This is a genomic window from Spirosoma arboris (genome assembly GCF_009754945.1).
GTDB classification, from domain to species: Bacteria; Bacteroidota; Bacteroidia; order Cytophagales; family Spirosomataceae; genus Spirosoma; species Spirosoma arboris.
The window spans coordinates 164,692-189,127 of the sequence record NZ_WPIN01000013.1; the positions used below are offsets into that span (position 1 = coordinate 164,692).

Consider the following 24,436-nt stretch of genomic DNA (forward strand, 5'->3'; position numbering starts at 1 on the left):
GACCGTATACACTCACATCAAGTATAGGTTAGGTTTGTTCGCAGTTCCTTCGGATTATGTCCGAAGGAACTCTTCTTCCTCCATTTTTATGTCATATATTCCAAAAACCGAAGGGCTGGTGGCCGCTCCGTTCACCCCCATGCACGCTAATGGTAGCCTGAATCTGGCCACCATTCCTGAGTATGCTCATTTTCTCGTTCAAAACGGTATCAAAGGCGCTTTTATCGGCGGCTCAACCGGTGAGGGCGTATCGCTTTCCTTTCCTGAAAAACTGGAACTGCTCCAGGCCTGGGGCCAGGTCGATGAACCCAGCTTGGCTAAAATCATGCTGGTTGGCGGTACATCTCTGGAAGAAAGCAAGCTACTTGCCAAGGAGGCCTCCCGTGCTGGTTTTCAGGCGGTAGCTGTACTGGCTCCGTTTTATTTCAAACCAGCGAATGTAGAACTCCTGGCTCAGTTTTGCATTCAGATTGGCGAAGCTGCACCCGATCTGGGCCTTTATTTCTATCATATTCCCGCTCTGACGGGAGCCAATCTGTCGATGATTGATTTTCTGGCCTGCATCGACGGGCGACTGCCCAACTTTTACGGCATCAAATACACCCACAATGACCTGATGGATTTTCGGCAATGTGTATTATTCGAAAAGCAGAAGTACGATATTCTGTGGGGTTGGGATGAAATTTACCTGGCGGCCATGGCAATGGGCGCTCGTGGGGCGGTGGGTAGTACATTCAATTACGCAGCTCCGTTGTATTATGACCTCATGGCTGCCTTCAACGCAGGTGATTTGGAAAAGGCCCGGCAGTTGCAGGATAAATCCATCGCCATTGTCCGTATCTTAGGCAAATACGGCGGTATTGCCACTGGGAAAGCCTTCATGCGGGCGGTGGGCATCGACTGTGGTGGTTTTCGGCTTCCTATAGCCAACATGTCGGCTGTACAGTATCCACGTTTTCTGGAGGATTTACACGCCATCGACTTTTACGCCTATGCCTCACAAATGCCCGTATCGACGGTTGTCAACGCGGATTAAACGGACTGGCATTGGACTCCTTATGACTTATCTGTCGGTACTTTCAGCCAGTGCGCAGGCTCAGTTGCGTTATACCCTACTCCCGGATTTGCCTGCCTTGACCGGTCAGCCAAATCCGGGAGTAGCCGGGGCGTTTGCCGGTGCCAGTCATGACGCCTTACTCATAGCGGGCGGAGCCAATTTTCCGAATGGCTTTCCCTGGCAGGGTGGCACAAAAGTCTGGCATTCGACCGTTTATGTGCTAGTTCGCGAAGGAAATAGGTATCGATGGCAAGCCACGCACCAGCTGGATCGGCCACGGGCATATGGCGCTTCGGTGGTCTGGAATGAGCAACTGATTTGCGTGGGTGGCAATGACGAAAAGCAACGATTCGCCGATGTGTTTAGTCTCCAGTGGAATCCATTGACGGCTACACTCAACCAGCAGTCGCTTCCTGCACTTCCCTTGCCTCTGGCGAATCTGGCCGCTGCTATTTCAGGCAATAGCCTATATGTGTTTGGTGGTGAATCGGATCGGGGAACAGAAACGGGCTTATACGTACTCGACCTGAAAGCGCTGACCCGCGGCTGGCAAAAACTGGCTGATCTGCCCGGTCCGGCAAGAGCGTATACGGCCATGACAGCGCAGTCAGACGGAACCGATCAGTCGCTATACGTAGTGGGTGGTCGGCAGACGGTAAATGGCGTAACTACGATTTATTCCGATGTCTACGCCTATCAAATCAATCGGAAACAGTGGAAACGGTTACCCGATATGCGTCAACCGCTGGCGGCCCATCAGGTCATTGCCTTTGGTTCACAGTCATTGGTTGTGTTTGGCGGTGACGATGGAAAACGACTTCGACAAATTGAAGCCCTGACAAATCAGGTAAAGGTATTGCCCGAAGGCGTTGACAAGGAAAAACGCACGACGGAACGGAACAACCTTCAGATCGATCATCCGGGCTTTATCAAAACGGTCTGGCAGTTGCGAACGGATACAAAAATCTGGTCAGTGGTGGACACATTACCGTTCCCGTCGCCCGTAACAACTCCGCTGGTCCGCTGGGGCAATAGCGTTATTATACCCAGCGGTGAAATTACGCCCGGCATCCGAACGCCTGCTATCTGGAAAATCGACTAAATTTTTTTGAGAGGATTTACAGAATAAATCAGGATTGAGGAATGAAAAATTTCTGATTTATCCTGTAAATCCTCTCAAAAAAATACCATTATGACATCTGGCAAATGAACGACAAGGCAGTAAGTCAACCGGGGAGGCTGTATCCATGGGTGGTGGTGGGCCTCTTATGGGTGGTAGCCATGCTGAATTATATGGACCGGCAGATGCTGGCGACCATGCGACCATCCATGCAGCTGGATATCAGCGAATTGCAGTCGGCCACTAATTTCGGTCGGCTGATGGCTATTTTTCTCTGGATTTATGGCTGCATGAGTCCGGTATCGGGGATCGTTGCCGATCGGTTCAACCGGAAATGGCTGATTGTGGGCAGTTTATTTGTCTGGTCGGGGGTTACGTTCTCAATGGGATACGCCACGACCTTTGATCAGCTCTACTGGCTACGGGCCATTATGGGTGTCAGTGAAGCCCTTTATATTCCGGCGGGTCTGGCGCTTATTGCCGATTTTCACACGACCAAAACCCGGTCGCTGGCTATCGGTATTCACATGACGGGCCTCTACATGGGCCAGGCGCTAGGGGGATTCGGCGCAACTGTGGCAGAGTCATATTCCTGGCCAACGGCCTTTCAGGGATTTGGAATTGCCGGATTGCTGTATGCCGTTATGCTCAGCTTTTTCTTGCGGGAAACCAACCGGGGCGCGTCAGCCCAGTCCCTGATTACGGATAAATTTAAACCCCAAAGCATACCCTTGACGAAAGGCCTGAGTTTGCTGCTGGCGAATACGTCGTTCTGGATCATTCTCTTCTATTACGCTATCCCTAGTCTACCCGGTTGGGCAACCAAAAACTGGCTTCCCACGCTCTTTGCCACGAACCTAAACATCGATATGGGTACGGCCGGGCCTCTTTCCACGATCACGATTGCTATGTCTTCCTTTCTAGGTGTGATTTTTGGCGGCATCTTGTCTGATCGGTGGGTGCAAACAAATCATCGGGGACGGATTTATACTAGCGCTATCGGCTTATCCCTGACGATCCCCTCGCTACTGCTCATTGGCTTTGGCGACTCCCTTTTTCATGTAGTGGGGGCAGCCCTGTGTTTTGGGTTTGGTTACGGCATGTTCGATGCCAACAATATGCCGATTCTGTGCCAGTTCGTTCCCGCCCGCCATCGCGCAACGGCCTACGGTATTATGAACATGACGGGGGTCTTTGCGGGGGCACTGGTGACTAACTGGCTGGGAAAATCGATGGATTCGGGTCAACTGGGTTCTGATTTCGCCATGCTATCGGGTATCGTACTGGTGGCGTTGTTGGTGCAGTTATATTTTTTAAGACCGACCGTCAATGATATTGTCGCAGGCGAAAGTTAACGTATTCAAGTGGCTGACGTATGCTCTCATTTTCTGCGTAGCAGTTTGTCCGGCTTACGGGCAGCTTCGTCTGGCGGATGTCTGGCAAAGCGGGATGGTCATCCAACGCGATAAACCCATACCGATATGGGGATGGGCCAGGCCCGGTCAGACGGTGCGAGTCCAGTTTGAAAATGAACAACGGCAGACAGTGGTAAAGGCTGACTCAAGTTGGTCGCTTCACTTACAATCCCGTGCTGCATCGGCAACACCTACCCGCCTGACGATCAGAACGGATCAGGATATGCTCCAGCTAACTAACCTGCTGATTGGCGATGTCTGGATTTGTGCGGGTCAGTCGAATATGGCCTTCCCGGTAATCAATAACCAGTTTGCGGCTCAAACGTTACGTCAACCGAAGAACCGGAGCCTTCGGCTTTTCAATAAAATTCCGGCGCTGTCAACCTATAACGTAGCGTATGAACCGGCCGACCTGCCGCACCTGAATCCGACCGGGTTTTATCAATCGGCAAGTTGGCAGGAAGCTGATTCAGTAGCTGTCCGGTTGTTTTCGGCGATCGGGTACTACTTTGGCCAGACGGTTCAGCAATCACTTAATATCCCCATCGGATTGATTAATCTGGCGGTTGGCGGCTCGCCAACGGAAGCCTGGATGCGCCCGGCTAGTGTCATCGCTGATCCAATAACCCAACCGATAATTAAGGGCGATTGGTGGCAAAATTCCGCCTTGGAACCCTGGTGTAGTCAACGAGGGCAGGAAAATCTGGATAAACTAATTCAGGCAGGCTATAAGTTGCCTGCTGATTCGCTGGGGTATGAGCACCCATTCAAACCCGGTTTCCTGTATCAGTCTGCCATCGAGCCGTTGCTCCGGTTCCCAATCAAAGGCATCATCTGGTATCAGGGGGAGAGCAACGCCTTAAGCCTTGCGAGGGCTAAGCAGCATGAGCGCCTGTTTCCACTTTTAGTTGAGGATTGGCGGAAGCAGTGGCAACAGGGCGATATGCCGTTTTACTTCTGTCAGCTTTCCTCTATAGGTACCGAAAAAGGCTATAAATCCGAGAACTGGCCGTGGTTTCGGGATAGTCAGCGTCGATTAGCTGAGCGGCTGCCCAACGTCGGTATGGTTATTACCAGCGATGTTGGCAATCCCACAGACGTTCACCCTATCCACAAACGGGTCGTCGGGGAACGACTGGCCCGGGAAGCGTTAATCAAAACCTACGGTCAGCAGGCTATAGGAACACCTGAGCTTGTGTCCGTCTCTCGGGTCAGGAACGGAATCAGATTACGCTTTCGGCAAACGGGGGCGGGACTTCGAACTGCCGATACCCAAGCGATTCGCGGTTTTTCGGTTGGGGATTCTAGTGGCCCTCAACAGGACGTATCAGCGCACTATCGGGCTAATCAAGTCTTTCTTAGCTTTCCCAAAGGGAAATCGTACTCCCATATTTATTATGGCTGGAAACCGTATACCACGGCCAATCTCGTCAACAGCGCCGGTCTACCGGTCTCTACATTTACCTGTTCCATTTTATGAGAATACTCATTTGTTTTCTAATTTTTGGCATCACACTTGATGGCTGGGCTGCTCATCCGCCTTTGCTTCCCGCTCCTCAGCAAGTTGCCTGGACGGGAAAATCGGTAGCGATAAAAGGGATGATTAATGTAGTGGCCCACTCGTCTGGAAGTAAGTCTATTGCCGACTCCATTCAGCACTTTATAAAAACGGTTGGTGGTAGGAGCGTACAGCTGACATCGCAATCGGCCTCGAAGAGCGCCTTTGTTATTACAGTTGCACTGGATACCGATTTACCGGCACTTCGGCAGAACCAGGAAAGCTATCAGTTGCTTGTGTCACCTACTCGAATTGAACTGAAAGCGCTGACAACGACTGGCCTTTTCTGGGGCTATCGAACCCTTCAGCAATTAACAGATGTGGAGAGTAAGTCAATTGCAGGCTGCACCATTGTCGATTTTCCGGCCTTCCCCATTCGGGGGTTCATGCACGATGTGGGCCGTAGTTTTATTTCGATTGAAACGCTCAAACGGCACATTGATCGGCTTTCCCATTATAAAATCAATACGTTTCACTGGCACCTGACCGAAGATCTGGCCTGGCGATTACAGAGTGACGTTGTCCCCCGTTTAACCGATTCATCGGTAACGGTCCGGTTTCCGGGACAGTTCTATACCAAACAGCAGGCCCGCGATTTGGTCGATTATTGTAAACAGCGCCACGTATTGCTTATCCCCGAAATCGACATGCCGGGCCACAGTGCCGCTTTTCGTCGGGCTACCGGATATGACATGCAGTCCAGCGAGGGCAAGGCGCTTGTAAAGCAGTTGTTGCGCGAGGTATGCGACCTTTTCGACGTTCCTTATCTTCACATTGGCACGGATGAGGTGGCGTTTAACGATTCACTCTTCGTCCCCGAAATGGCAACCGTCGTGCGTGACTGTGGCAAAGAAGTGATTGGCTGGCTGCCCGGTGCCCGGCTGGACAAAAAGATGATCCGGCAACTATGGATGAGTACCGTAAAGCCAGCCGCTGGACAACACGTGATTGATTCGCGGAATCTATATCTGAATCATTTTAGCACACTGGCCGACTTGATCAGTGTGTATCAGCGCACGATCTGCGATACCACCTGGGGCTCATCGGAACGCCTGGGGGCTATTGCCTGCGTGTGGAATGACCGAAAGCAGCCGAATGAAACTGAAATCGAACGGCTGAACGGGTTTTACCCGATCATGCTGGCCGTTGCCGAACGGTCCTGGCGCGGGGGCGGCTTACCCGAAACCGAAGCAGGAACCGTCATCCAGAATCAACCTGATTTTGCCGAATTTGAAGACCGATTACTCACCCATAAACGGCACTATTTCAATTCATTGGAGTTTCCCTACGTTCGCCAAAGTACTATAAACTGGCGAATTAGTGAGCCGTTTGCCAATCAGGGAAAACTGGAAGCTGTTTTTCCTCCCGAGACGGAGAACCTTGATTTGCAGGGTATAGAGGCAACGGGGGGTACAATTTATCTGCGTCACGTTTGGGGGCCAACTGTCGTGCGGGCGTACCTGACCAACCCACAGCCGAATCACACCGTTTATGCCTATACCTATGTGTTTTCGCCCCGAGCCCAGACAGTAGGTGCCTGGGTTAATTTTCACAACTATGGACGATCGGAGAAAGATGCCAGCCCGCCCCAAGGCCAGTGGGATTACAAAGGAAGTAAAATCTGGGTCAATGATCAGGAGCTAATACCACCGACTTGGACGAATGCTGGTTTACATCCGTTGGGCAATGAGCAGCCCTATACAGACGAACCCTACGAAAATCGTCAACCGAAGTCAGTTTCGCTCAAAAAAGGCTGGAATAAAGTGCTGATAAAATTGCCAATCGGTGAGTTTCGGACGGATACGTATCGATTAGGAAAATGGATGTTCACCTGCGTTTTCGTTAAGCCAGTAAACAATCAACTAGAAGCCGTTGATGGATTGATTTATTCTCCAGATAAAATGAAAAGGTTGCGATTAAGATAACGTGCTTAATTTGTCTTATCCAAGGATACATCGGACGTTTTTCTGAACGGTTTTGATTTCTGAATACGATAAGTTCAGTTAATGATGGAAACTATCCTTTTTGTGAACGATTACAAATGAACTAATTTAAACGAACCAATCAACATAAGTTACATCTTGAAAGCCTAAGGGTAGCCTGCTTATTAACGTAGCAAACCGAAGAGGTCACCCTGAATTAAGAGCTCCCCTTTCCACTTCTTTGCGGTTTGTAGTTCCCCTGTGCTATTCCCTACTAAGTGATCAGGGTTTGATTAGAGCCTATCCCGCTTGTTTGAACTCAACTGGTGTCATAAAACCTAGCGCCTGGTGAGGCCGTTCTGTGTTATAGACCTTCAACCAATCCTCAATTACCTCCCGTACCTGAGCTAAATTACGAAACAGGTACGCATTTAATATCTCCCGACGAAAACTTCCAGTAAAGCGCTCGATAAAAGCATTCTGAACGGTCCGCCGTAGCGGTGGGTTTGCCCGGTTGAATCCAATGCAAACGGATCTCTTTCGCTTCGCACCACTCCGTCAGCGCAGTACTGATAAATTCAGGACCATTATCACAGCGCAGACAGTCTGGGTTTCCATAGCTTTCAAGCAATTGCTCAAGAAAACGAATAACCCGTTTAGCGGGTAGTGAATAATCTACCTCTACGCCCAATGCCTCTCGACTATAATCATCCAAGACATTGAGAGTCCGAAATCGACGGCCATCTCGCAAAGCGTCAGCCATAAAATCCAAAGACCATACCTGGTTTACAGCCGTTGCTTTGGGTAAGGGCTTACGCACATGATCCGGCAAGCGCCTTCGTTTCCGTTTGGGCAGGTTTAACCCTAATTGGCGATAAACGCGCCAAAGCCGTTTGTGGTTGTACGGATGACCCTGCCGACGCAAGCGGTGACGAATCTTCCAAAATCCCCATCCTGGATGACGCCGGGCAATGGTTTGAAGGGCCTGTTCAACTTCGTTATCCGGCTGGCGCTTGGATAGGTAAGCATTCGACGGCTTAACCCAGCCAAACGGCAAGCGCGCTGCTGGCTATAGACCTTGGCTTTGACAATCCACTGGGCCAACTGACGACGTTGAGCAGGCCCTACCACAGCGATTTCTATGGATTAAGCAAGGGCTATCGTATAATTTTTGTCATATTTTTCACCCCGACGAACCACCGCGCAAACCCGGTGAATCAGCTTATTACGAACTGCATTCAACACCAGCATCGTATGCTTGCCCTCACCTATTTTTCGTAGGTAGTAGTCCTGAAGATCGCCTTTGACCTGGATCGCCGACATGGTGCCCATGTGAATCAAGGATTTCAGCCGCTTTCTGGCCTGGTGGCTCACTCTGGTTTTACCACGAACACTCGTGCCCGAACGGTACTCGAAGGGAGCAACACCAGCATGGCAAGCCAACTTTTTAGGATCACTAATAGTCTGCATCTCATTAGTGGCTACTAACAGTTCCGTCGCAATCACAGGCCCAATGCCCGGCACAGAGACTATCAGATCAAACAATTCCTTCAGCCGAGCATCGGTCTGAATGAGATCCTTGATCTGTTGTTCAACGACTTTTTGTTCTTCTTGGAGAGCCGTTAGCGACTTTTTGACATTGCCTTTGAGTGTCTTTTGCAACGATTTGCCGATGAACGTTTCCTGCTCGGCTACCGGAACAGCCAACAGATTATAGGCTTGGTTGAGCCGCTGACGGGTGGCACTCAGAAAAGCCAGTTTCTGAATAATCTCGCGTGGCGGCTGCCAGAGGCACATTTGGTCGCGGAAACGATAGGCGTATTGGGCAATCCGCTGAGCATCAATTTTATCGGTTTTGCCCCGTTGCATCCCACCAGCCTGTTTGATCTGCAAGGATGATTCCAGCCAGATCGCCAGTTTTTGTTGGTCAAGTAAGTCCAACAGGTGGGCGTTGTAGATGCCAGTATGTTCCATGCAAAAAACGGCCTGTTTGGGGTTCCAGCCAGGCAGTGCTTTAAACTGGGCGAAAGCAGTCTTGATGCCCGCCAAGGTGTTGGGCGTGTGGGTGCTGAGTCGCACCCCTTGTTGAGTGTATACGGCCCAATCGAGGGTGTCTTTCGCGATGTCGATGCCAATAAAGTAGCAAAAGTCCATGATGCTATTTAGTTTTGGATGAGTAGTCAACAACTTGCTTACACTCGAACCCTTTTGTGGGCCTGAGAACCCTAATTTCTATCCGAGTCTGGGCAATGTAAACAGAGTGGGGACTGAATCGCTGCATAGGTCTAACTCCTTGGCGGACCGATAGTGTACCCCATTCTGGTTGACTACTGGCAAGCTACCCAATCTTGGTTTCTTACCAGCCCTCAAACCTAAAGGGCGGACCGTCACTTTTTTTTGAGGGCTTCTTTTATAACTTCATGGTCCAGGCTCAGTTCAGCCGGTCCGCCGGTGCGGTACATTTTCTTCAGCCGTCGGTTCTCGTCCGCTCCGGCGGCCCGGTTCGAGATCTTTGAGCCGTTTCAACTCGGAGGCTTCCATACCGCAGTACTTCTGTCGCTCCGGCGCCCCGGCTCTAGTTGTAGAAGGTGGCTTCACGAATGCCATGCTCACGAGCGATTTGTACAACGGTCTGGCCATTTTGCTGTTGTTTAAGAATAGCCACGATTTGGGCTTCACTGAATCGGTTTGCTTTCATTTTTCTTCCCTTTTGTGAAAAGTTAGGGGGAAGTCTCTATTTTTCAACCGATCACTTTTAGGGGAAGCTTACAGTGGTTAGTATTCCCCCTAAGGTGTCGATCTCTGAGTTGATGGGCACCCTAAAAGGCAAGTTGGCCATTAAGCTCTTCAAAAGTTATCCTCAACTCAAGAAGAAGCCCTACTGGGGTAATCATTTCTGGGCACGGGGTTATTTTGTGAACACGGTTGGTATCAATGAAGATCATATTCGTCGGTATGTAAAGCACCAAGAGGCTGAAGATCGTAAAGAAGAAAGCCAGAATGAAGGTTTCGACCTGTTTGAGTCTCCTAATGAGTAGTCTGCGGGCTATGCCCGCCACTTTTTACCAAATCCACCTGCAAAGCAGGTGGTTGTTTAATTTATAAGAGTTAACTTTGGGGAGGTTAACTCATTGACAGTTGGTGAGCAGAACAATTCAAGCTAACATCTGTTCATAAAACTCTTTGGGTATTAAGTACGATCATTTAATGCCTGTTTCGAAACCTAATCCCTTTACTCTGCAAATCTGAATTTTCATTCTATTTATTTTCTATTCTTTATAATAAAACTGTCTAGTTTTTAAGGTGAGGTCTGTTTTTTATTTATTTCGGTGTCCGATTATACTTCAGCAACTCATTTGCCCACGGAATAAAATAGGAGAAGTTGGGCGCATCTGTGTGACCGCCGTTATGTTGGCGCCAGGCCAGTTCCCCGTTTAGCAGACCCGTTAGAACAGGGGGCATTTTCTCGGCATTGTACTCGTTATTTACACTTAAGTCTCGTACTCCCAGCAATTTAAACACAGGTCCAGCGGCCACGGTAGCCTTATAACTCCCCGCCTGATCGAGCCATCTGGCATCCCCTTTTTCGGGTATTCCGTAGCTAACAAAAGTAGGTCGTGGTGCACACAGTGCCAGTAATTCGTGTGAATCAATCGGAAGATCACAGCCTGTTTTGCGGCCAAATGATGATTCGTCAGTCGCGTATTTCAGGTAATTACCCGCCATCCAGTGGTAACCACCACTACCCGCAAGGTTTTCAACAGCTTCGCCAAATACCCGGCGTTGTAGCGTAACCCCGCCTTTCCCCGATGAACCGATTAAAACCATGCCAAAACGCTGGTCAAAAGCCATTGTGACTAAGGCCGCTTTCCCATACCGCGAAACCCCTTCAATGCCTACCTGCTTAGCGTTGACCTGTGGCTCGGTTTCCAAATAATCTAAAGCCCGTGAGGCTCCCCATGCCCAGGCTCTCAAGGCACCCCAATCATCAGGCTTGCGGGGCTGGCCTTTGTTCACTAAGCCAATGATACCCCGTGTCAGACCAGCTCCGTTGTCGGCCTGAATACTACTTGTTTCGAGTGTGCAATAGCCCCAGCCAGCTGCCAATAACTGTTCGGTTGGGGATGAGTCGGCGTTGGGGGCCGGCGCAAAAAAGTTAGGTCCGGGCAGGCGGGTAATGGGATCGTAAGCTGGATAACGGTCAAAAATGGCTTTCAACTCCGGATTTTGCTTGATCATCATTTCCTTGAACGCCGTATTGATTTTTTCCATGTCAGCTAACGAAGGCTGGGCGGGAGCCGGTAAGGCCGGGGGCAAGAACCCAAACATTATCAGGACCGGAATAGGGCCTTTTACATTCTGGGGTAATACCAGCACCATATTGATGTTCACATTGATTAACGGGTATTCGCTATTATCTACCTGACCAATCAGTTGTTTGGCTACTACCGGAATTCGGCCTACGAATTCGTTATCCGTAACTTTAGTAATCCAGGTTACTTTTGGTACGTTCTTAGGCACGCGGCCATACATTTCCCGTTCAAAATCGTCTATGATTTCGGGACGCCGAACTTTCCACCATTGCTCAGGTGTGGTGACTTTTTTCCCATTCTTCGTAGTCAGCACATCGGGTAGTTGCGGGCAGGGATCAGCCTGCGACTCGTCGTAATTAGCATGGTTTGGATCTGACTCGTTACCACTTGGACCGGGTCTTAGTTTTTTGATGCCCAGCTGTTGCATCATATTCGCCTGATCCTGAATGGCCGTGAGCGTTTTAAGGGGGGGATATTTACTACTGTCGATGCTTGCCTGTTGGGCCACTCCCTTAGTAAGGAACATTGACAACATAAGTATCAGATACTTTTGCATAGGAATTGAGGTTTAGAGAAAGGTTATTGGTCAGTTCGGAAGGGCGAGGCAGGCAGACCTTCTTTGTTGTAGAGATTCGGATTTACGGGATTGTCGGCCCAGGCATAGCGAACGTATTGAGGAGCCGCTACTTCGTCGCTCCACACAATTACCTTTCCGTCTTCTATTTTCGCTTTCGCCCAGACAAACTTTTTGTCAGCACCGGCAATGGCGAATTCACTGGGTTCCTCGCCATCATTCGTTATCAGCCCTCCACCCGTATTGGTAAATCTGACGACGATTTTATCCTTTTCAACCGTGGCAGATTGAACTAACGGACCTGAATACACGATGGCTTCTTTGTAAGCAGTTTTTATTGCTGCCAGCGCCAGCCTTTCGCCAACACCTTTTTTGTTATCGGGGTGAATATCGTTCCACTCGCCCAGGTCAATTGCTACGGCCATGGCGGTGTTAGGGAGTGCCAGGGTCTTAAGTTGCGCTTCTCTCAACACCGCCCAACTGCTTTCGGTTGGCTTATAATTGTAATCCATAAAGCCAGGTAGCTGTACATACAAGAAGGGTAGATCTCCTTGTCGCCATTTCTGTCGCCAGTCTTTTAGCAAAGCCGGAAGCAGGGCTGCATATTCCTGAGGTTTACCAGCATTACTTTCGCCCTGATACCAACAAAATCCTTTGATTCCATAGTTAATTTCTGGAGCGACCATCGCATTATATAAGGCCGTTGGTTGATTCTGAGCATTAATCCCTCCAGCAGAATTCCCTCCTGCGAGAGGCCGATAGGCAGTACCTACTTTATAGTGCCAGGTTCCTTTCAGATCAACAGTGTCGGCTCCGGCGAAAAGACAGTAAGGTTTGTCGGGTACGAAGCCGCCTTTACCAGCGTTGTTGGTTACCCGCACGACCAGTAGGTTTTTGCCCGCTTTCAGAACATCGGCTGGCACTGAATAGCGCCGTTGAGGATACATATAGGTAGTTTTTCCAACCGACTTGCCATTAATGTAGAGTTCGTCAGCGTCAACGATGCGTCCCAGAAATACTTTGGCGGGTTTACCCACCATCGAAGCGGGTACGTCGATTTCTTTTCGGTACCAAACAACCCCATTCAAATCCCGGATACCCTGATCTTCCCAATAGCCCGGAACGTTAATTGGATGCCAGCCTTTGGGTATGTATGCAGCATCGTACCATTTTGTACTTCCCGATAAACCTAAATCGACGGGCGGAACGGGTCTATTCGTATTCGTTTGTTGTCGGCGGCTCAGGCTATTGATATAGGTCGTGTCTTTATTCTTTTCAATAGTCGCCTTCAGTGTCGAAAATTCGGCCAGGCTTTCTTCACTAGTCCAGGCCTCAATGGGCGTGCCTCCTACACTGGCGTTGATGATACCTATGGGTATCTTATAGCGTTCGTAGAGTTTTTTGGCGAAGAAGTAAGCAACAGCAGAAAAAGGGCGTACATCCTCGCCCACGGCTGATTTCCACTGACCATTTGGCAGATCGGCCTGGGGAGCTTGAAGGTTCGTTAAGGTCGGTATCCAGAACTGCCGAATTTGTGGGTAATTGGCTTCTGCAATTTCGTTGGCATACGTAACGTCGTGGATATTCATCTGATGCACCATGTTGCTTTGCCCACTACAAAACCAGACGTCACCCAATAAAATATCGTTGAGCAGAAGCCGTGACTTGCCGACTATCTCCATCGTGAATGGGCCTCCTGCCGACATAGAGGGCAGCTTCACTAACCACTGTCTGGTAGTGTTGGTTACCGTTTTGTAGTTTTTGTTTTTAAACCGCACCGTAATTGGCTCGCCGGGAGTAGCCCATCCCCAAATATTGAGCGGAACATCTCGTTGCAGCACCATTCCATCGCTGATCAGCTTAGGCAACCGGAGCTGGGCGTGGACTGCTGTATGGGCAATGAAAAGAAAACAGAGTAAGGCAAAACGTTTCATTAGGTGTTAAGGTATTTTTTCGACAGGATTAACAAGATTGATTATGTCGTTTAAAATTCTGCCAATCTTGTTAATCCTGTCGAAAAAGGTAGTTATTGTTTAACCGTCTCTTCCGGACCGAGATAACTTTGTTCAAGACCACCGAAATCAAGGACCAATTTTTGGAGAACAACGCCGGGGTTTACCATCCAGAATTTTACCGTGTGTTTTCCGGCTGTGGCAATTTTGTGCGTCGTGGATTTAATGATGATATTCTCCGACACCCATTTATTCCAGATGCCTTTGTCGCTGGTTTTATCTTCTTTATTCAGGCTAAGGAGTTGTGGGATTTCATCATCCACCGACATGGCGTATTGCAGACCGTTTTCGTCCCGGAAAAGATTTAACGTAGGGGAGAAGTAAGCGTTGATCGAGCATTCCCCTGCTTTATCCGTGACGATCTCGTACTCCAGGTGGGGCGCATTCCCACCTGGCTTTTGCTCGCTGGCTGTTACCGGGAAGGGTGTAATAGCCGACCCCGTTCGGCCATGATCTGGCAAGACTTTCCAGCTAATCCCACCAGTAGTTACGGCTTTGGTATAGTGGTCAGCATCGATGGAAATTCCATGTTTGGCAGGCTGAACGGGAGTCGTTTTAGGTCTTGACCCTACAGCCGAATCTGGTGAGAGATACTGAACTGTTGGTATTTTTTGCTGGTTGGGCTGCTGCCAGTACGTATAGCCAATGTGGGTCTGACTCATCAGGTGATTCCATTTGCCCTTATTCAGGCGATGATATGCCAAGGTAATTAATGAATCCTTGACGTACAGTTCATTTACTTTATCGGCATACTGGTTGGTTTCTTTCCACTTATTCACATAAGCCTGTTTATTCAACGCTACGGTATAGTACATCTCATTCAGGTTCGAACAGGCTTTAATCGGGTGCAGAACCAGTTGAAAATAAGCGTCTTTATACATTTCGGTTAATTCATTGTTTATGCTTTCCGCTTTAATCAGAAGTTCTTTATACGCGTCGACTACTGTTTTCCATTCGCCAGAAGCTAAACTATAGGTATTTGCATCGAGCAGTTCTGGTTTTCGTCGGGCATTGTACTTTCCATAGTTCGCCAGCAACCTGGCAATGTCGTTGGCATGCGATTTCCCGAATTGATCGGCGGCCCAATGTTCTGTATAAGCAGTCAGTTGGTCTGCGTCAATTTTTTTGGGATTCCAGGCATAGTCCAGAAAGAAAGAAATCGGAAATTCCATGGGTTTAATGTCGCCAACGTTGACAATCCAGATGTCGCGCACGTTGTATTCCCAGGCTAAGTGCATTTGTTCCCAGATACGCGGAAGTGGATTGGTATTTAGCCATTTATAGTTACGCGGTCCGCCGACGTAATCGAAATGATAGTAGATGCCATAGCCCCCTTTACGCGGTTTTTCATCTAGCCTGGGAAGTTTACGCAGGTTCCCCCAGTTATCGTCGGAAAGTAGCAGCGTTACATCATCGGGCACCCGCATCCCCTTGTCGTAATAATCCTGAACCTCTTTGTAGAGCGCCCATAGTTGCGGAGTTTCTGTTGCTGGTTTGCCAGTTACCTCATTGATAATGGCGCGCTGATCGGTTACAATTTGTTCCAGCAATGCGGTAGCCGTTTCTCTGGACATCGGTGCGTCGCCATCGCCCCGCATGCCAACACTCACAATTTTTTCGTTCGTGGCTCGCTTAATACCATCACGCCAGAACTGTTGTAGTTTTTCTTTGTTTGTTTCATAATTCCAGGGGCCTCCGCCTACTCTACGCCATTCGTCGTGCGCCCGCATTAGAGGCTCGTGGTGCGATGTGCCAATGACAATGCCATATTTATCAGCGGCTTTGATGTTCAGAGAGTCATCGGCGTAAAAAGCATTGCCCCACATGGCAGGCCATATATAGTTGCCTTTCAACCGGAGAACCAGTTCAAAAAACTTCTCGTAGAATAGGTGGTTAAAGCCGCCAAATTTTTCTTTCGTCCAGCCCGAAAGTGCCGGGGCTTCATCGTTGATAAAAAGACCTCTGTATTTTACGTTCGGTGCATCGGTCAGGTTAATCTTTTCGTTAATGAAAAGCTCTTTCTGGTGCACTACGGGTACGTCGGCCCACCAGTGCCAGGGCGATATCCCCATTTGTTTGGACAACTCGAATACGCCATAAGCGGCACCCCGTCGGTCATTCCCGGCAATGAGTAGCGTATGAGTTATACCCGGAGCCGGATTCGTAATGGTTTGTACTAACGAGGCTTCCCATTTTTTATCAATTGCACTCGTATTGATCTTCCTTTGCGAAGCCAGTTGTTTTATGAAAGATGACTGTTGTAACGTCCCAATGGCAATGACGTTTTTATAGTTGCTACTGATAGCCGTAACAATAGGAATCTTTTTGCCGGTTACTTGCTCAATGTCCTGTTGCAGTAGTGTTGCGGCTGTTTTTACCAGTTCGGGTTCATGACTATCAATATAAATCACCGCTTTCGTAACTGCGAAAGCGGATTTGTCTACCAGGATACGCTGAGCCCAGCCTGAGGATGAAAGAAGGATGAACAGACTTACAAGTAGGGTTGCTTTCATTTTGCTATCGACATTAAGTATCGAAAGGAGTGAATGGGCTTGCTTTAAAAATTCACCACGCCCTCAAACGCTTTCTTAGGCTGGCCACTCTGGTCAAATAACAGCGGATAATCTTTGCGGCCTGCAACGGGGAAATTATCCAGCCAGGAGTACCGATCAGATAGGTTCCAGAATGTAACGCCGGTGATTTTGTCGCGATGCTTACGAAATACCTCGAACAGCATTTTGTAATGGGCTGCCTGTTTATCAGCGATTTCTGGCGTAAACTCGCTTTTGTCTGAATCGCGACGTTCCCGACGCTCGTGCTCCTTGGGGTAGACGGATACGTCGACTTCTGTAAACTGCACCTTTAGGCCCAGGCTGGCAAACTTGTTGATCGACTCCTCTAATTCGTGTCGGGTAGGTTCGTAAATGGACCAGTGAGCCTGTAAACCGACTCCATCAATGGGTACCATTTTGTCCTTTAGTTTTTTCAGCAACTGGTAAATCCGATTCCGCTTCGAGGCATCTTCGGTATTGTAATCGTTGTAGAATAGTTGGGCCGATGGATCTGCTTCGTGGGCATATTGAAAGGCCTTTTCGATGTAGTCTTCGCCGATGATCTCGTAAAATTTCGATTGACGGTAGATGCTTTTACCAGTATCAGGAACTGCTTCATTCACGACGTCCCAGGCGTAAATTTTACCTTTATATCGGCCCATAACGTCGGTAATATGCCGTTTTAGCCGGGTGAGCAACACGTCACGACTTACGGTTTTTCCCGTTGAATCAGTAAAAAACCAGCGGGGCGTCTGGTTGTGCCAACAGAGCGTATGACCTCGTAGTTTGATATTGTTCTGCTGGGCAAAATCGGCGATGGCATCAGCATCTTTCCAGTTGTAACGGTTCTCTTCTGGATGTATAGGCCCCATTTTCATGGCATTTTCGGGCGTTATACTGTTGAATTGGACTTTGATCAATTCAGCATCCGGCCCCGGCTGTATCATCCGTGGATTAACGGCCACACCAATTGGAAAATAAGACTTATAGGCTTCTTTGAGCGTAGGCTGATTGATTGGATCGGCGGGAGGGAGTGTTGCCCCCAAGACGATAAAGCTCCCAATCAGAAGCGCTAATCCCGTTCGTTTTTTCATGAGTAGTTAGGGGAAGGTGAAATGAATAATGTAGAATGGATAATGAGTCTACTGAAAAACATTATCCATTCTACATTACTCATTATCAATTATATACCTGCTCAGTAGCCCGGATTTTGCGGGAACTTTGGCCCGTCTACAACGCGGTCGATTTGCGATTGTGGAATGGGGCGTAGCATATTAAAGTCCTGTATGTAAGGAGCTGCCTCTGGATTCCAGGCTTTCACGCGACGAACCAGCGAACGAGTTCGAACCAAATCTTGCCAGCGTTGCCATTCACCGAAAAACTCACGGCTCCGCTCGTCCAGAATAAAATCTACCGTTAGGTCAGCTGGGGTGATTGTCATCGCGGTAACAGCCGCTGTATTCTGCACTGCCGTGTTTGTTTTGCGATAAGCCGCCCGTTGGCGCACGACGTTAATGAGCGCAGCTGCCTTCGTTGCGTCACCTGCTTTCAGGTAGGCTTCAGCTCCGGTCAGATACACATCCGAAAAGCGGTATAAAACCACTGGGCGCGTTGATGGATCGTTGATGTTGGCCCCCCGACTAGGGTCCATGAATTTCTTTAGCGCAGGGTAAATCGCGTTATTCCATAGGCTCGGCGGTACTACAATTCCTTTAAAGGGTCTTGTCCCAATAAACTGGGGAGCACCAGCTACTTCATAGTCCGTAAACAAGACCGTTGTATCAACGCCCACAACCGTTGTATAACCAATCCCCCGGCTGTTGTTAGCGGTTGTGGCCGTATTCGTAACCGACGTATTCGCGATGTAAACGGTATAGAATGAATTGGCGAACCGCGAATCGACATCGCGTTTGGTAAAGGCCTGATCCAGGAAGTAATTCTTCCCCGAATTATCACCCGATGGCCATTTGTAGCTGTTGGGGCGCATCCGAATAAAAGGCCGTCCGTAATACGAATCCCGAAGCATGCCTGAAGGGCCCGCAAAAACCAAGGTTCCAGCGGCATTTTTGTAGGCGTTGACGGTGCTGTTGGTCGGGTAATTCCAGTTGGTGAGCCAGGGCGTCAGGTTTTGCGCAGCGCCACCAGCGGCCTGACCACCTACGGTGTAATAGCCATATTTAGGATCAGAAGAGTGATCGCTGACGAACATGGATTCTTTGCCGTAATCATTGGCTGGTAGAAACGCGTCGCCGAAATCTTGCCACAGGTCCAGGCCGTAAGTGCCTTTGTTGGCAATGATATCTGCGCAGATCGAAGCCGCCTGGGTGAAGTCATCCGCTGTATTGTTTAGCCAGCCACGAGTCAGGTAGGCTTTGGCTAGCAACAGTTGCGCCACTGGTTTGGTAGCCGCTTTCCCCAGAAAGGGAGCCGTTGGCTGATTCGGTAAATCAGTAGCCGCTTCCGTCAAGTCTTTGATAATCTGTTCGTAAACTTGCGCTACTGGCTGACGTGAATCGGCCTGAGACGGTACCGTGATAAAGGTCGTATGCAGGGGAACATCGCCAAAGGTCTGTACTAAATAAAAGTACCAGAAACCCCGTAAAAACTTGGCCTGTGCCAGATATTGTCGGCGGGTAGCATCGGGTAGGTCAACGGTTTGTCCATATTGCAGTACGCCATTTAAGGTATTAATGTCCTGGAATGCCACGTTCCAGGCAGCGCCAAAGTTACCGCTATTAAGCCCGTTATAGGTGTAAACGGGGCTTCCTCCTGAACTGGCTCCCTGCAAAAACTCGTCGGTTCCTCCCTGCATTTCTACGGTGAACCCTTCGGTACCCCAGTCTGATCGAATATCGTTATAGACCCCGGCGATTCCGCCTAACACACCAGAAGCACTGTTAAAGAACGAAGGGACAACTTGTGATTGGGGGTGCTCCTCCAGCAATTTTTCACAACCTGTGCTGAAAAAAGCAATCAGACCAAGAACGCACCCTATTTTTATGGTTTTCATTGTCGTGCTGATAATTAGAATTTAAGATTGACGCCCAGTGTGAATTGCCGTACAGGTGGATTATTTAAATTGACCACAACCTGACGGGCAGGTGTACCTGTGTCGCCAGCCGTTGTTGTTACCGTTCCGCCATTGCTTCCGGCTGCTAGGGCATAACCGTTCCCTTCTGGATCAATAGCCAGGTGATCTCGAACCAATGGTGAATAAAGAATAAGAGGGTTGGTTGCATTCAGATACACCCGGGCCGAGCTAAACCCAATCTTCTTAATCAATTGCGTAGCGAACGTATAGCCCAGATTTATGCTTCTAACCTTGATGAATGAGCCATCGTAATAGCCCAGCGTGGAAGCATAATACAGCACAGAATTGTTGGCATCCGGTGCCGGGAAGGCATTTGTTGGATTCGTGTCGGTCCAGTAATCAACCTTGATCTGGTTAACACGTCCCTGATTGAAGAAGGGGAATCCACCCGCACCACCTGCGTTACCCGTGAGGTAAGGAACCACCACTTTCATGCCCATCCGGGCGAAGGTGACAATCGACAGATCGAACCCTTTAAAGCTGAACCGATTGGTTAGGCCACCTTCCCAGTTCGGCTGGAAGTTACCGATGATCTGTCGGTCCTGAGGGTCGATTTTTCCATCCCCGTTAACGTCTTCCACCCGGATTTGACCCGGCTGCTGAACCGGTGAGGTTTGTTTGGCCAGCGTACCGTTTTCCTTATCGGCATTCTGCCAGATACCTATTTTTTTGTAGTCGTAGATTACACTCAGCGGTTGGCCAACGAACCAGCCTGCGCCGACATTCGATTGCTCAGCAGGAGTGGTAAGCTGAGTGATTTTTTCCCGGTTGAAGAAGAAAACCACATCCGCGCTCCAGTTAAATCCTTTTGGGTGCCGAATAATATCGCCGGTTATAGAAATCTCCATGCCCTTTCCTTCTGTTCTACCCAGATTCTTCAACGTAGAACCGGCTCCGTTACTGGCTGGTAGTGGGACCGATAGCAGGATGTCTTTTGTTTTCTGATGGTAATAGTCAATGCTACCTGTCAGGCGGTTGCTGAATAAACCAAAATCAAGACCGATGTCCACCTGTGACGTTGATTGCCAGCCTAAGTTGGTTGCGGGCAAACTGGTAACTGTGTATGCTAATTGCTGACCAGCGGTGCCCTGCCCAAAATTGTAATACCCCGCCGTTAGTGCGCCCAACGTGGCATATGGACTTACGTTCCGGTTTCCCGATATACCAAAGCCACCTCTCAGTTTTAGATTGGTAATCGCCTGTATACTCTTGATGAAACTTTCCTCGGCGATGTTCCAGCCCAGGCCAATGGCCGGGTAGTTGAAATATTGATTCCCCGGCGAGAGCGTAGAGGACCCATCGCGTCGCATCGTGAGGGTAAGCAAGTATTTGTCTGCGTAACTATAGTTGACCCGACCCATGTACGAGATCAGCCCTTGTTCGGTAAAGGATTGCAGGGTGGGGTCTGCTACAGGTGTGCCGCTGGCCAGACCAAAATTAGAGCTGAGGATGTAATCAGCCGGAACTCCGGTTACACTGAAATTACTTCCCTGTGAGTGGTCTTTTACGACTTCAAACAAGCCAGTAAACCCAATTTTATGTTTCTGGGCAATGGTTTTGTCGTAATAAAGCAAGTGCTGTAAATCGTAATTCCAGGTTTCCGAATTACTGAGACTGGCGCTGGACGATGACTGAACGGTAGCTGTATTCACATACGTCAACGGTCCGCTGTAGTTATTGCCTGCGCCCTGGCTATAGTTCAAGCCCGCATTGAACCGGTATCGTAATCCATCAATGATGTTCACTTCGGCGTAAATACTGTTGAACGTTCGAAGATTGCGGTTGCGGGCCAGGATGGCGTCGCTTTTTGTCGTAAGCGTTAACGGGCTAATGTAGTTGGGCGCATCAAGCGACCCGACTGCGGGCTGAAGATTTACCGTGCCATCTGCGTTGTAGGGAGAGGCCAATGGGGTTAACCGAACCAGGTTCGAAGGAACACCTGCCCCACCCGGTGTATTCGTATACGTCAGGGTATTCAGCGTGTTTAACCCCACTTTTATTCGACGGCCAATGCGCTGATCGATGGTGGCCCGGATATTATAACGGTTGAAGTTCTGGCCAGGAATAATGCCTTGCTCCCGGAAAAAACCGGCATTCATACCATACTGCGTCGTTTCGGTGCCACCTTGTAAACTCAATTGATGGTTGGAAGTGTAGCCTTTCTGGTAGATAAGCTTCTGCCAATCCGTAGAAACGCCCGCTGCCAAGGCATCCTTTTCCGCCTGCGTTAGACCGTACGACGTTGTGCCTGGAGACGTCCGGTTATAGGTGGCGGCATCGGTTTTAAACTGCGCATATTCGGCCCCATTATACACCGGATACTCATTCATGATGGACGTAACGCTTTGGTAACCATCATAGCTGATGACAGGCTTGCCAGTTTTCCCTCGTTTAGTCGTTATGAGCAGTACGCCACCTGCCCCCCGCGATCCGTAGATAGCAGTAGCCGATGCATCTTTCAGGATTTCGATATTGGCAATGTCATCGGGGTTGATGTCATTGAGACCACTATAAGGTATCCCATCGACCACAACCAGCGGACCATCCAGCGCATCGGCTCCCGTTTGACTAGTGGTCAGGGTGCGGTTTCCTCGGATACGAATCTGCCCTTGCGAACCCGGTGTAGCGCCGTTGCTCGTAATCGATACCCCGGCAGCCCGCCCTTTTAGCTGGTTTACCAAATTAGGGGCAGGTACTTCCTTCAGCGTCGTTTCGGTAACGGTTGCTACCGCACCTGTGATATCTCGTTTTCGTTGCGTACCATAGCCAACGACCACTACTTCGTTGAGGGTTTTGTCGTCGGTTGCCAGCGTAACATTGATGACTGATCGGCTACCCACAGACACCTCCTGCGAGGTATAGCCAATAAAGGAGAAAACAAGTACGATTCCGGCCTCCTCGGGAATGGAGAGACGATAATTTCCCGTAACGTCTGTTGTTGTGCCCCGCGTCGTATTCTTGATCTGGATATTGACGCCTGGCAGCCCCTCGCCGTTTTCTGCTGTAACTCGACCCGTCAGTTGCTTATCTACACGGATTGGGTTACTGATTTGTCTATTTACAAACTCCTGCGGCCTGCCGTCATGAGCAATACTTATCTGGGTCAGAATAATGGCAAGCATAATTTGTATGCCTGAGCCTCTCATAATCCTTTCCCACCGGTTGTGATTCAGTAAAATGTGATGCATCGGTTTACGTAGGTTATCATTTACTGCGTTTAGGAGTACTTATAGCTGCCCAAAGAGGGTGGACAGTGATTTAATTGTAAAGTTCTAATTATTAAATTTGTAAAGCAATCGGTTGCATAACAAATTTTTCATGATATAGTATAATTGCATTTATTGCACTGTTTTAGTTTATAACTGTGTTTTTTGTTGGATATTGGTCTTTTTGAACGCTATTATGGATAAAATACACTGTATTACTTGCAAATTTTATAAGTATTTATACGGATAATTAATGGTATTCAATCGATTGCAAAATTAGTTTATGTAATTTGGATTGTATTTTGCTCCACTACCAATAGGTATTTACCACAATGCAGAAGGAAATTACCATTTACGACATAGCCAAACAGTTGGAGCTCTCCCCGGCAACAGTAAGTCGGGCTTTGAACGACCATCCGGCCATTAATCAGAATACCAAGACGTTAGTTGCCAATAAAGCGATGGAGATGGGGTATCGCTCCAATATGTTTGCCAGTAACCTTCGTCGGCAGCGGACCAAGACTATAGGCGTAATTGTACCCAGGCTAGACAGTGCTTTTATGTCGACCGTTTTATCGGGTATGGAGAAAGTAGCTAATGAAAGCAGTTATAATCTGATTATCAGCCAGTCTTTAGAGTCAGTCACGAAAGAAATTGCGAACGCAAAAACCATGTTCGATAGTCGGGTGGACGGATTACTGGTATCGCTGGCGTCTGACACAGATAATCTCGACCATTTCAATACATTTTTTAGGAAGGGGATTCCCCTTATCCTGTTTGATCGGGTAATCGCTCAGAAAAACTGCATCAATATTGTTATTGACAACCAAAAAGCGGGCTATGATGCAACGATCCACCTGATTAATCAGGGCTGTAAACGCATCCTGCATGTAACAGGTAGTTTGAAACGCAATGTGTATGCTGACCGGTTAAGAGGGTACAAACTAGCTTTGCTTGAACATGGATTGACGGGCGGAGCCGAGTTAGAACGGAGCACTAATTTGACTCGGCAGGACGGCCTGGATCTAGTCAATTACATTAAAAGTATGGCTATTCCACCCGATGGCCTTTTTATCGCCAGTGATTTTTGTGCGGCAACCTGTATTACCGCCTTAAAGCAAAGTGGCTTTTCTGTTCCAACCGATATTGCGGTAGTTGGTTTCAATGATGACCCCGTTTCGCTGGTCATTGATCCTGGGTTAACGACCATCCATTATCCTGGTCAGGAGATGGGGGAAATAGCAGCACAAAGCTTAATTAATCACTTGAATGGGTTGTTGCGGTTAAGTACGACCAATACCATTCTCTTGAATCACGAACTGGTCGTTAGAGGTTCCTCACAACGAGTCGTGTCACAAAGCACATTACCCTAAGTCGGACGTTTTTCTGAACGGTGGCTGGGTAGGAGGGAAGGGGCTGGAAACGGCTTTTTTGCGTTCAATAAACCCGTTCAATTTAATGGTTCACCATTTTTAGTCAAGTTTTGGTTTTTGTGAACGAATGACCTCTATCAGAGTACCTTGCGTATGCAGTCTGATTACCTATCCTTCATCCTTTATTAAGTAACTTCGCCGATGGGAGGTCATGTTTGTTACGATCCCATTTTTCTCAAAAAG

15 protein-coding genes and 2 pseudogenes are annotated in these 24,436 nt (G+C 48.8%); 7 read left to right on the forward strand and 10 right to left on the reverse strand.

Annotated features, from left to right (window positions below):
• Positions 1-88: 88 nt before the first annotated feature.
• The 5 genes from GO755_RS28335 to GO755_RS28355 all read left to right on the forward strand — a co-directional run bounded on the left by GO755_RS28335 (position 89) and on the right by GO755_RS28355 (position 7,075).
• Positions 89-1,036 carry a dihydrodipicolinate synthase family protein gene (locus GO755_RS28335; protein WP_157588686.1) on the forward strand — a complete coding sequence of 316 codons (948 nt, stop codon included), beginning with the start codon at positions 89-91 and terminating at the stop codon, positions 1,034-1,036.
• Positions 993-2,159 carry a Kelch repeat-containing protein gene (locus GO755_RS28340; RefSeq protein WP_227687118.1) on the forward strand — a complete coding sequence of 389 codons (1,167 nt, stop codon included), beginning with the start codon at positions 993-995 and terminating at the stop codon, positions 2,157-2,159. Before GO755_RS28335 ends, GO755_RS28340 begins: the two co-directional genes overlap by 44 nt.
• Positions 2,160-2,263: 104 nt before the next feature.
• Positions 2,264-3,532 (forward strand): MFS transporter, encoded by a 1,269-nt coding sequence (locus GO755_RS28345; protein ID WP_157588687.1) that lies wholly within the window; start codon positions 2,264-2,266, stop codon positions 3,530-3,532.
• The gene (locus GO755_RS28350; protein WP_157588688.1) at positions 3,507-5,072 is read left to right on the forward strand and encodes a sialate O-acetylesterase; all 1,566 of its coding nucleotides are present in this window, start codon (positions 3,507-3,509) and stop codon (positions 5,070-5,072) included. The genes GO755_RS28345 and GO755_RS28350 overlap by 26 nt, the downstream gene beginning before the upstream one ends.
• The gene (locus GO755_RS28355; protein WP_157588689.1) at positions 5,069-7,075 is read left to right on the forward strand and encodes a family 20 glycosylhydrolase; all 2,007 of its coding nucleotides are present in this window, start codon (positions 5,069-5,071) and stop codon (positions 7,073-7,075) included. Before GO755_RS28350 ends, GO755_RS28355 begins: the two co-directional genes overlap by 4 nt.
• A gap of 297 nt (positions 7,076-7,372) precedes the next feature.
• Here GO755_RS28355 and GO755_RS42220 read toward each other — a convergent pair whose 3' ends face one another.
• From GO755_RS42220 to GO755_RS41605, 4 genes and pseudogenes are all read right to left on the reverse strand, one after another.
• Positions 7,373-7,543: an integrase core domain-containing protein gene (locus GO755_RS42220; protein ID WP_394351049.1), complete on the reverse strand. Its 171-nt coding sequence runs from the start codon at positions 7,541-7,543 to the stop codon at positions 7,373-7,375.
• Positions 7,485-8,129 (reverse strand): DDE-type integrase/transposase/recombinase, encoded by a 645-nt coding sequence (locus GO755_RS28365; RefSeq protein ID WP_157588690.1) that lies wholly within the window; start codon positions 8,127-8,129, stop codon positions 7,485-7,487. Before GO755_RS28365 ends, GO755_RS42220 begins: the two co-directional genes overlap by 59 nt.
• An 89-nt stretch (positions 8,130-8,218) precedes the next feature.
• Complete coding sequence (locus tag GO755_RS28370) at positions 8,219-9,226, reverse strand: IS110 family RNA-guided transposase (protein WP_157588691.1); 1,008 nt, start codon at positions 9,224-9,226, stop codon at positions 8,219-8,221.
• Positions 9,227-9,462: 236 nt separating this feature from the next.
• Positions 9,463-9,770: pseudogene (locus GO755_RS41605) on the reverse strand (transposase); the annotation flags it as partial.
• A gap of 73 nt (positions 9,771-9,843) precedes the next feature.
• Between GO755_RS41605 and tnpA the strand changes: the two are divergent.
• Positions 9,844-10,110 (forward strand): annotated as a pseudogene (tnpA, locus tag GO755_RS28380) (IS200/IS605 family transposase); the annotation flags it as partial.
• Between the two features lie 283 nt (positions 10,111-10,393).
• Here tnpA and GO755_RS28385 read toward each other — a convergent pair.
• From GO755_RS28385 to GO755_RS28410, 6 genes are all read right to left on the reverse strand, one after another.
• The gene (locus GO755_RS28385) at positions 10,394-11,941 is read right to left on the reverse strand and encodes a glucuronyl esterase domain-containing protein (RefSeq protein WP_157588693.1); all 1,548 of its coding nucleotides are present in this window, start codon (positions 11,939-11,941) and stop codon (positions 10,394-10,396) included.
• A gap of 23 nt (positions 11,942-11,964) precedes the next feature.
• A complete protein-coding gene (locus GO755_RS28390; protein ID WP_157588694.1) occupies positions 11,965-13,893 on the reverse strand; it encodes a sialate O-acetylesterase in 1,929 nt (642 codons plus the stop codon).
• 92 nt (positions 13,894-13,985) lie between these two features.
• Positions 13,986-16,484, reverse strand: coding sequence for a glycosyl hydrolase 115 family protein (locus GO755_RS28395; protein ID WP_157588695.1), 2,499 nt, complete (start codon positions 16,482-16,484; stop codon positions 13,986-13,988).
• Between the two features lie 44 nt (positions 16,485-16,528).
• Positions 16,529-17,617, reverse strand: coding sequence for an endo-1,4-beta-xylanase (locus GO755_RS28400; protein WP_157588696.1), 1,089 nt, complete (start codon positions 17,615-17,617; stop codon positions 16,529-16,531).
• A 101-nt stretch (positions 17,618-17,718) separates the two neighbouring features.
• The gene (locus tag GO755_RS28405) at positions 17,719-19,533 is read right to left on the reverse strand and encodes a RagB/SusD family nutrient uptake outer membrane protein (RefSeq protein WP_157588697.1); all 1,815 of its coding nucleotides are present in this window, start codon (positions 19,531-19,533) and stop codon (positions 17,719-17,721) included.
• A gap of 14 nt (positions 19,534-19,547) precedes the next feature.
• Complete coding sequence (locus GO755_RS28410; RefSeq protein WP_157588698.1) at positions 19,548-22,802, reverse strand: SusC/RagA family TonB-linked outer membrane protein; 3,255 nt, start codon at positions 22,800-22,802, stop codon at positions 19,548-19,550.
• Positions 22,803-23,152: 350 nt separating this feature from the next.
• Here GO755_RS28410 and GO755_RS28415 point away from each other — a divergent pair, with 350 nt between their 5' ends.
• Positions 23,153-24,193, forward strand: coding sequence for a LacI family DNA-binding transcriptional regulator (locus GO755_RS28415; protein ID WP_157588699.1), 1,041 nt, complete (start codon positions 23,153-23,155; stop codon positions 24,191-24,193).
• The last annotated feature ends 243 nt before the right edge of the window (positions 24,194-24,436 follow it).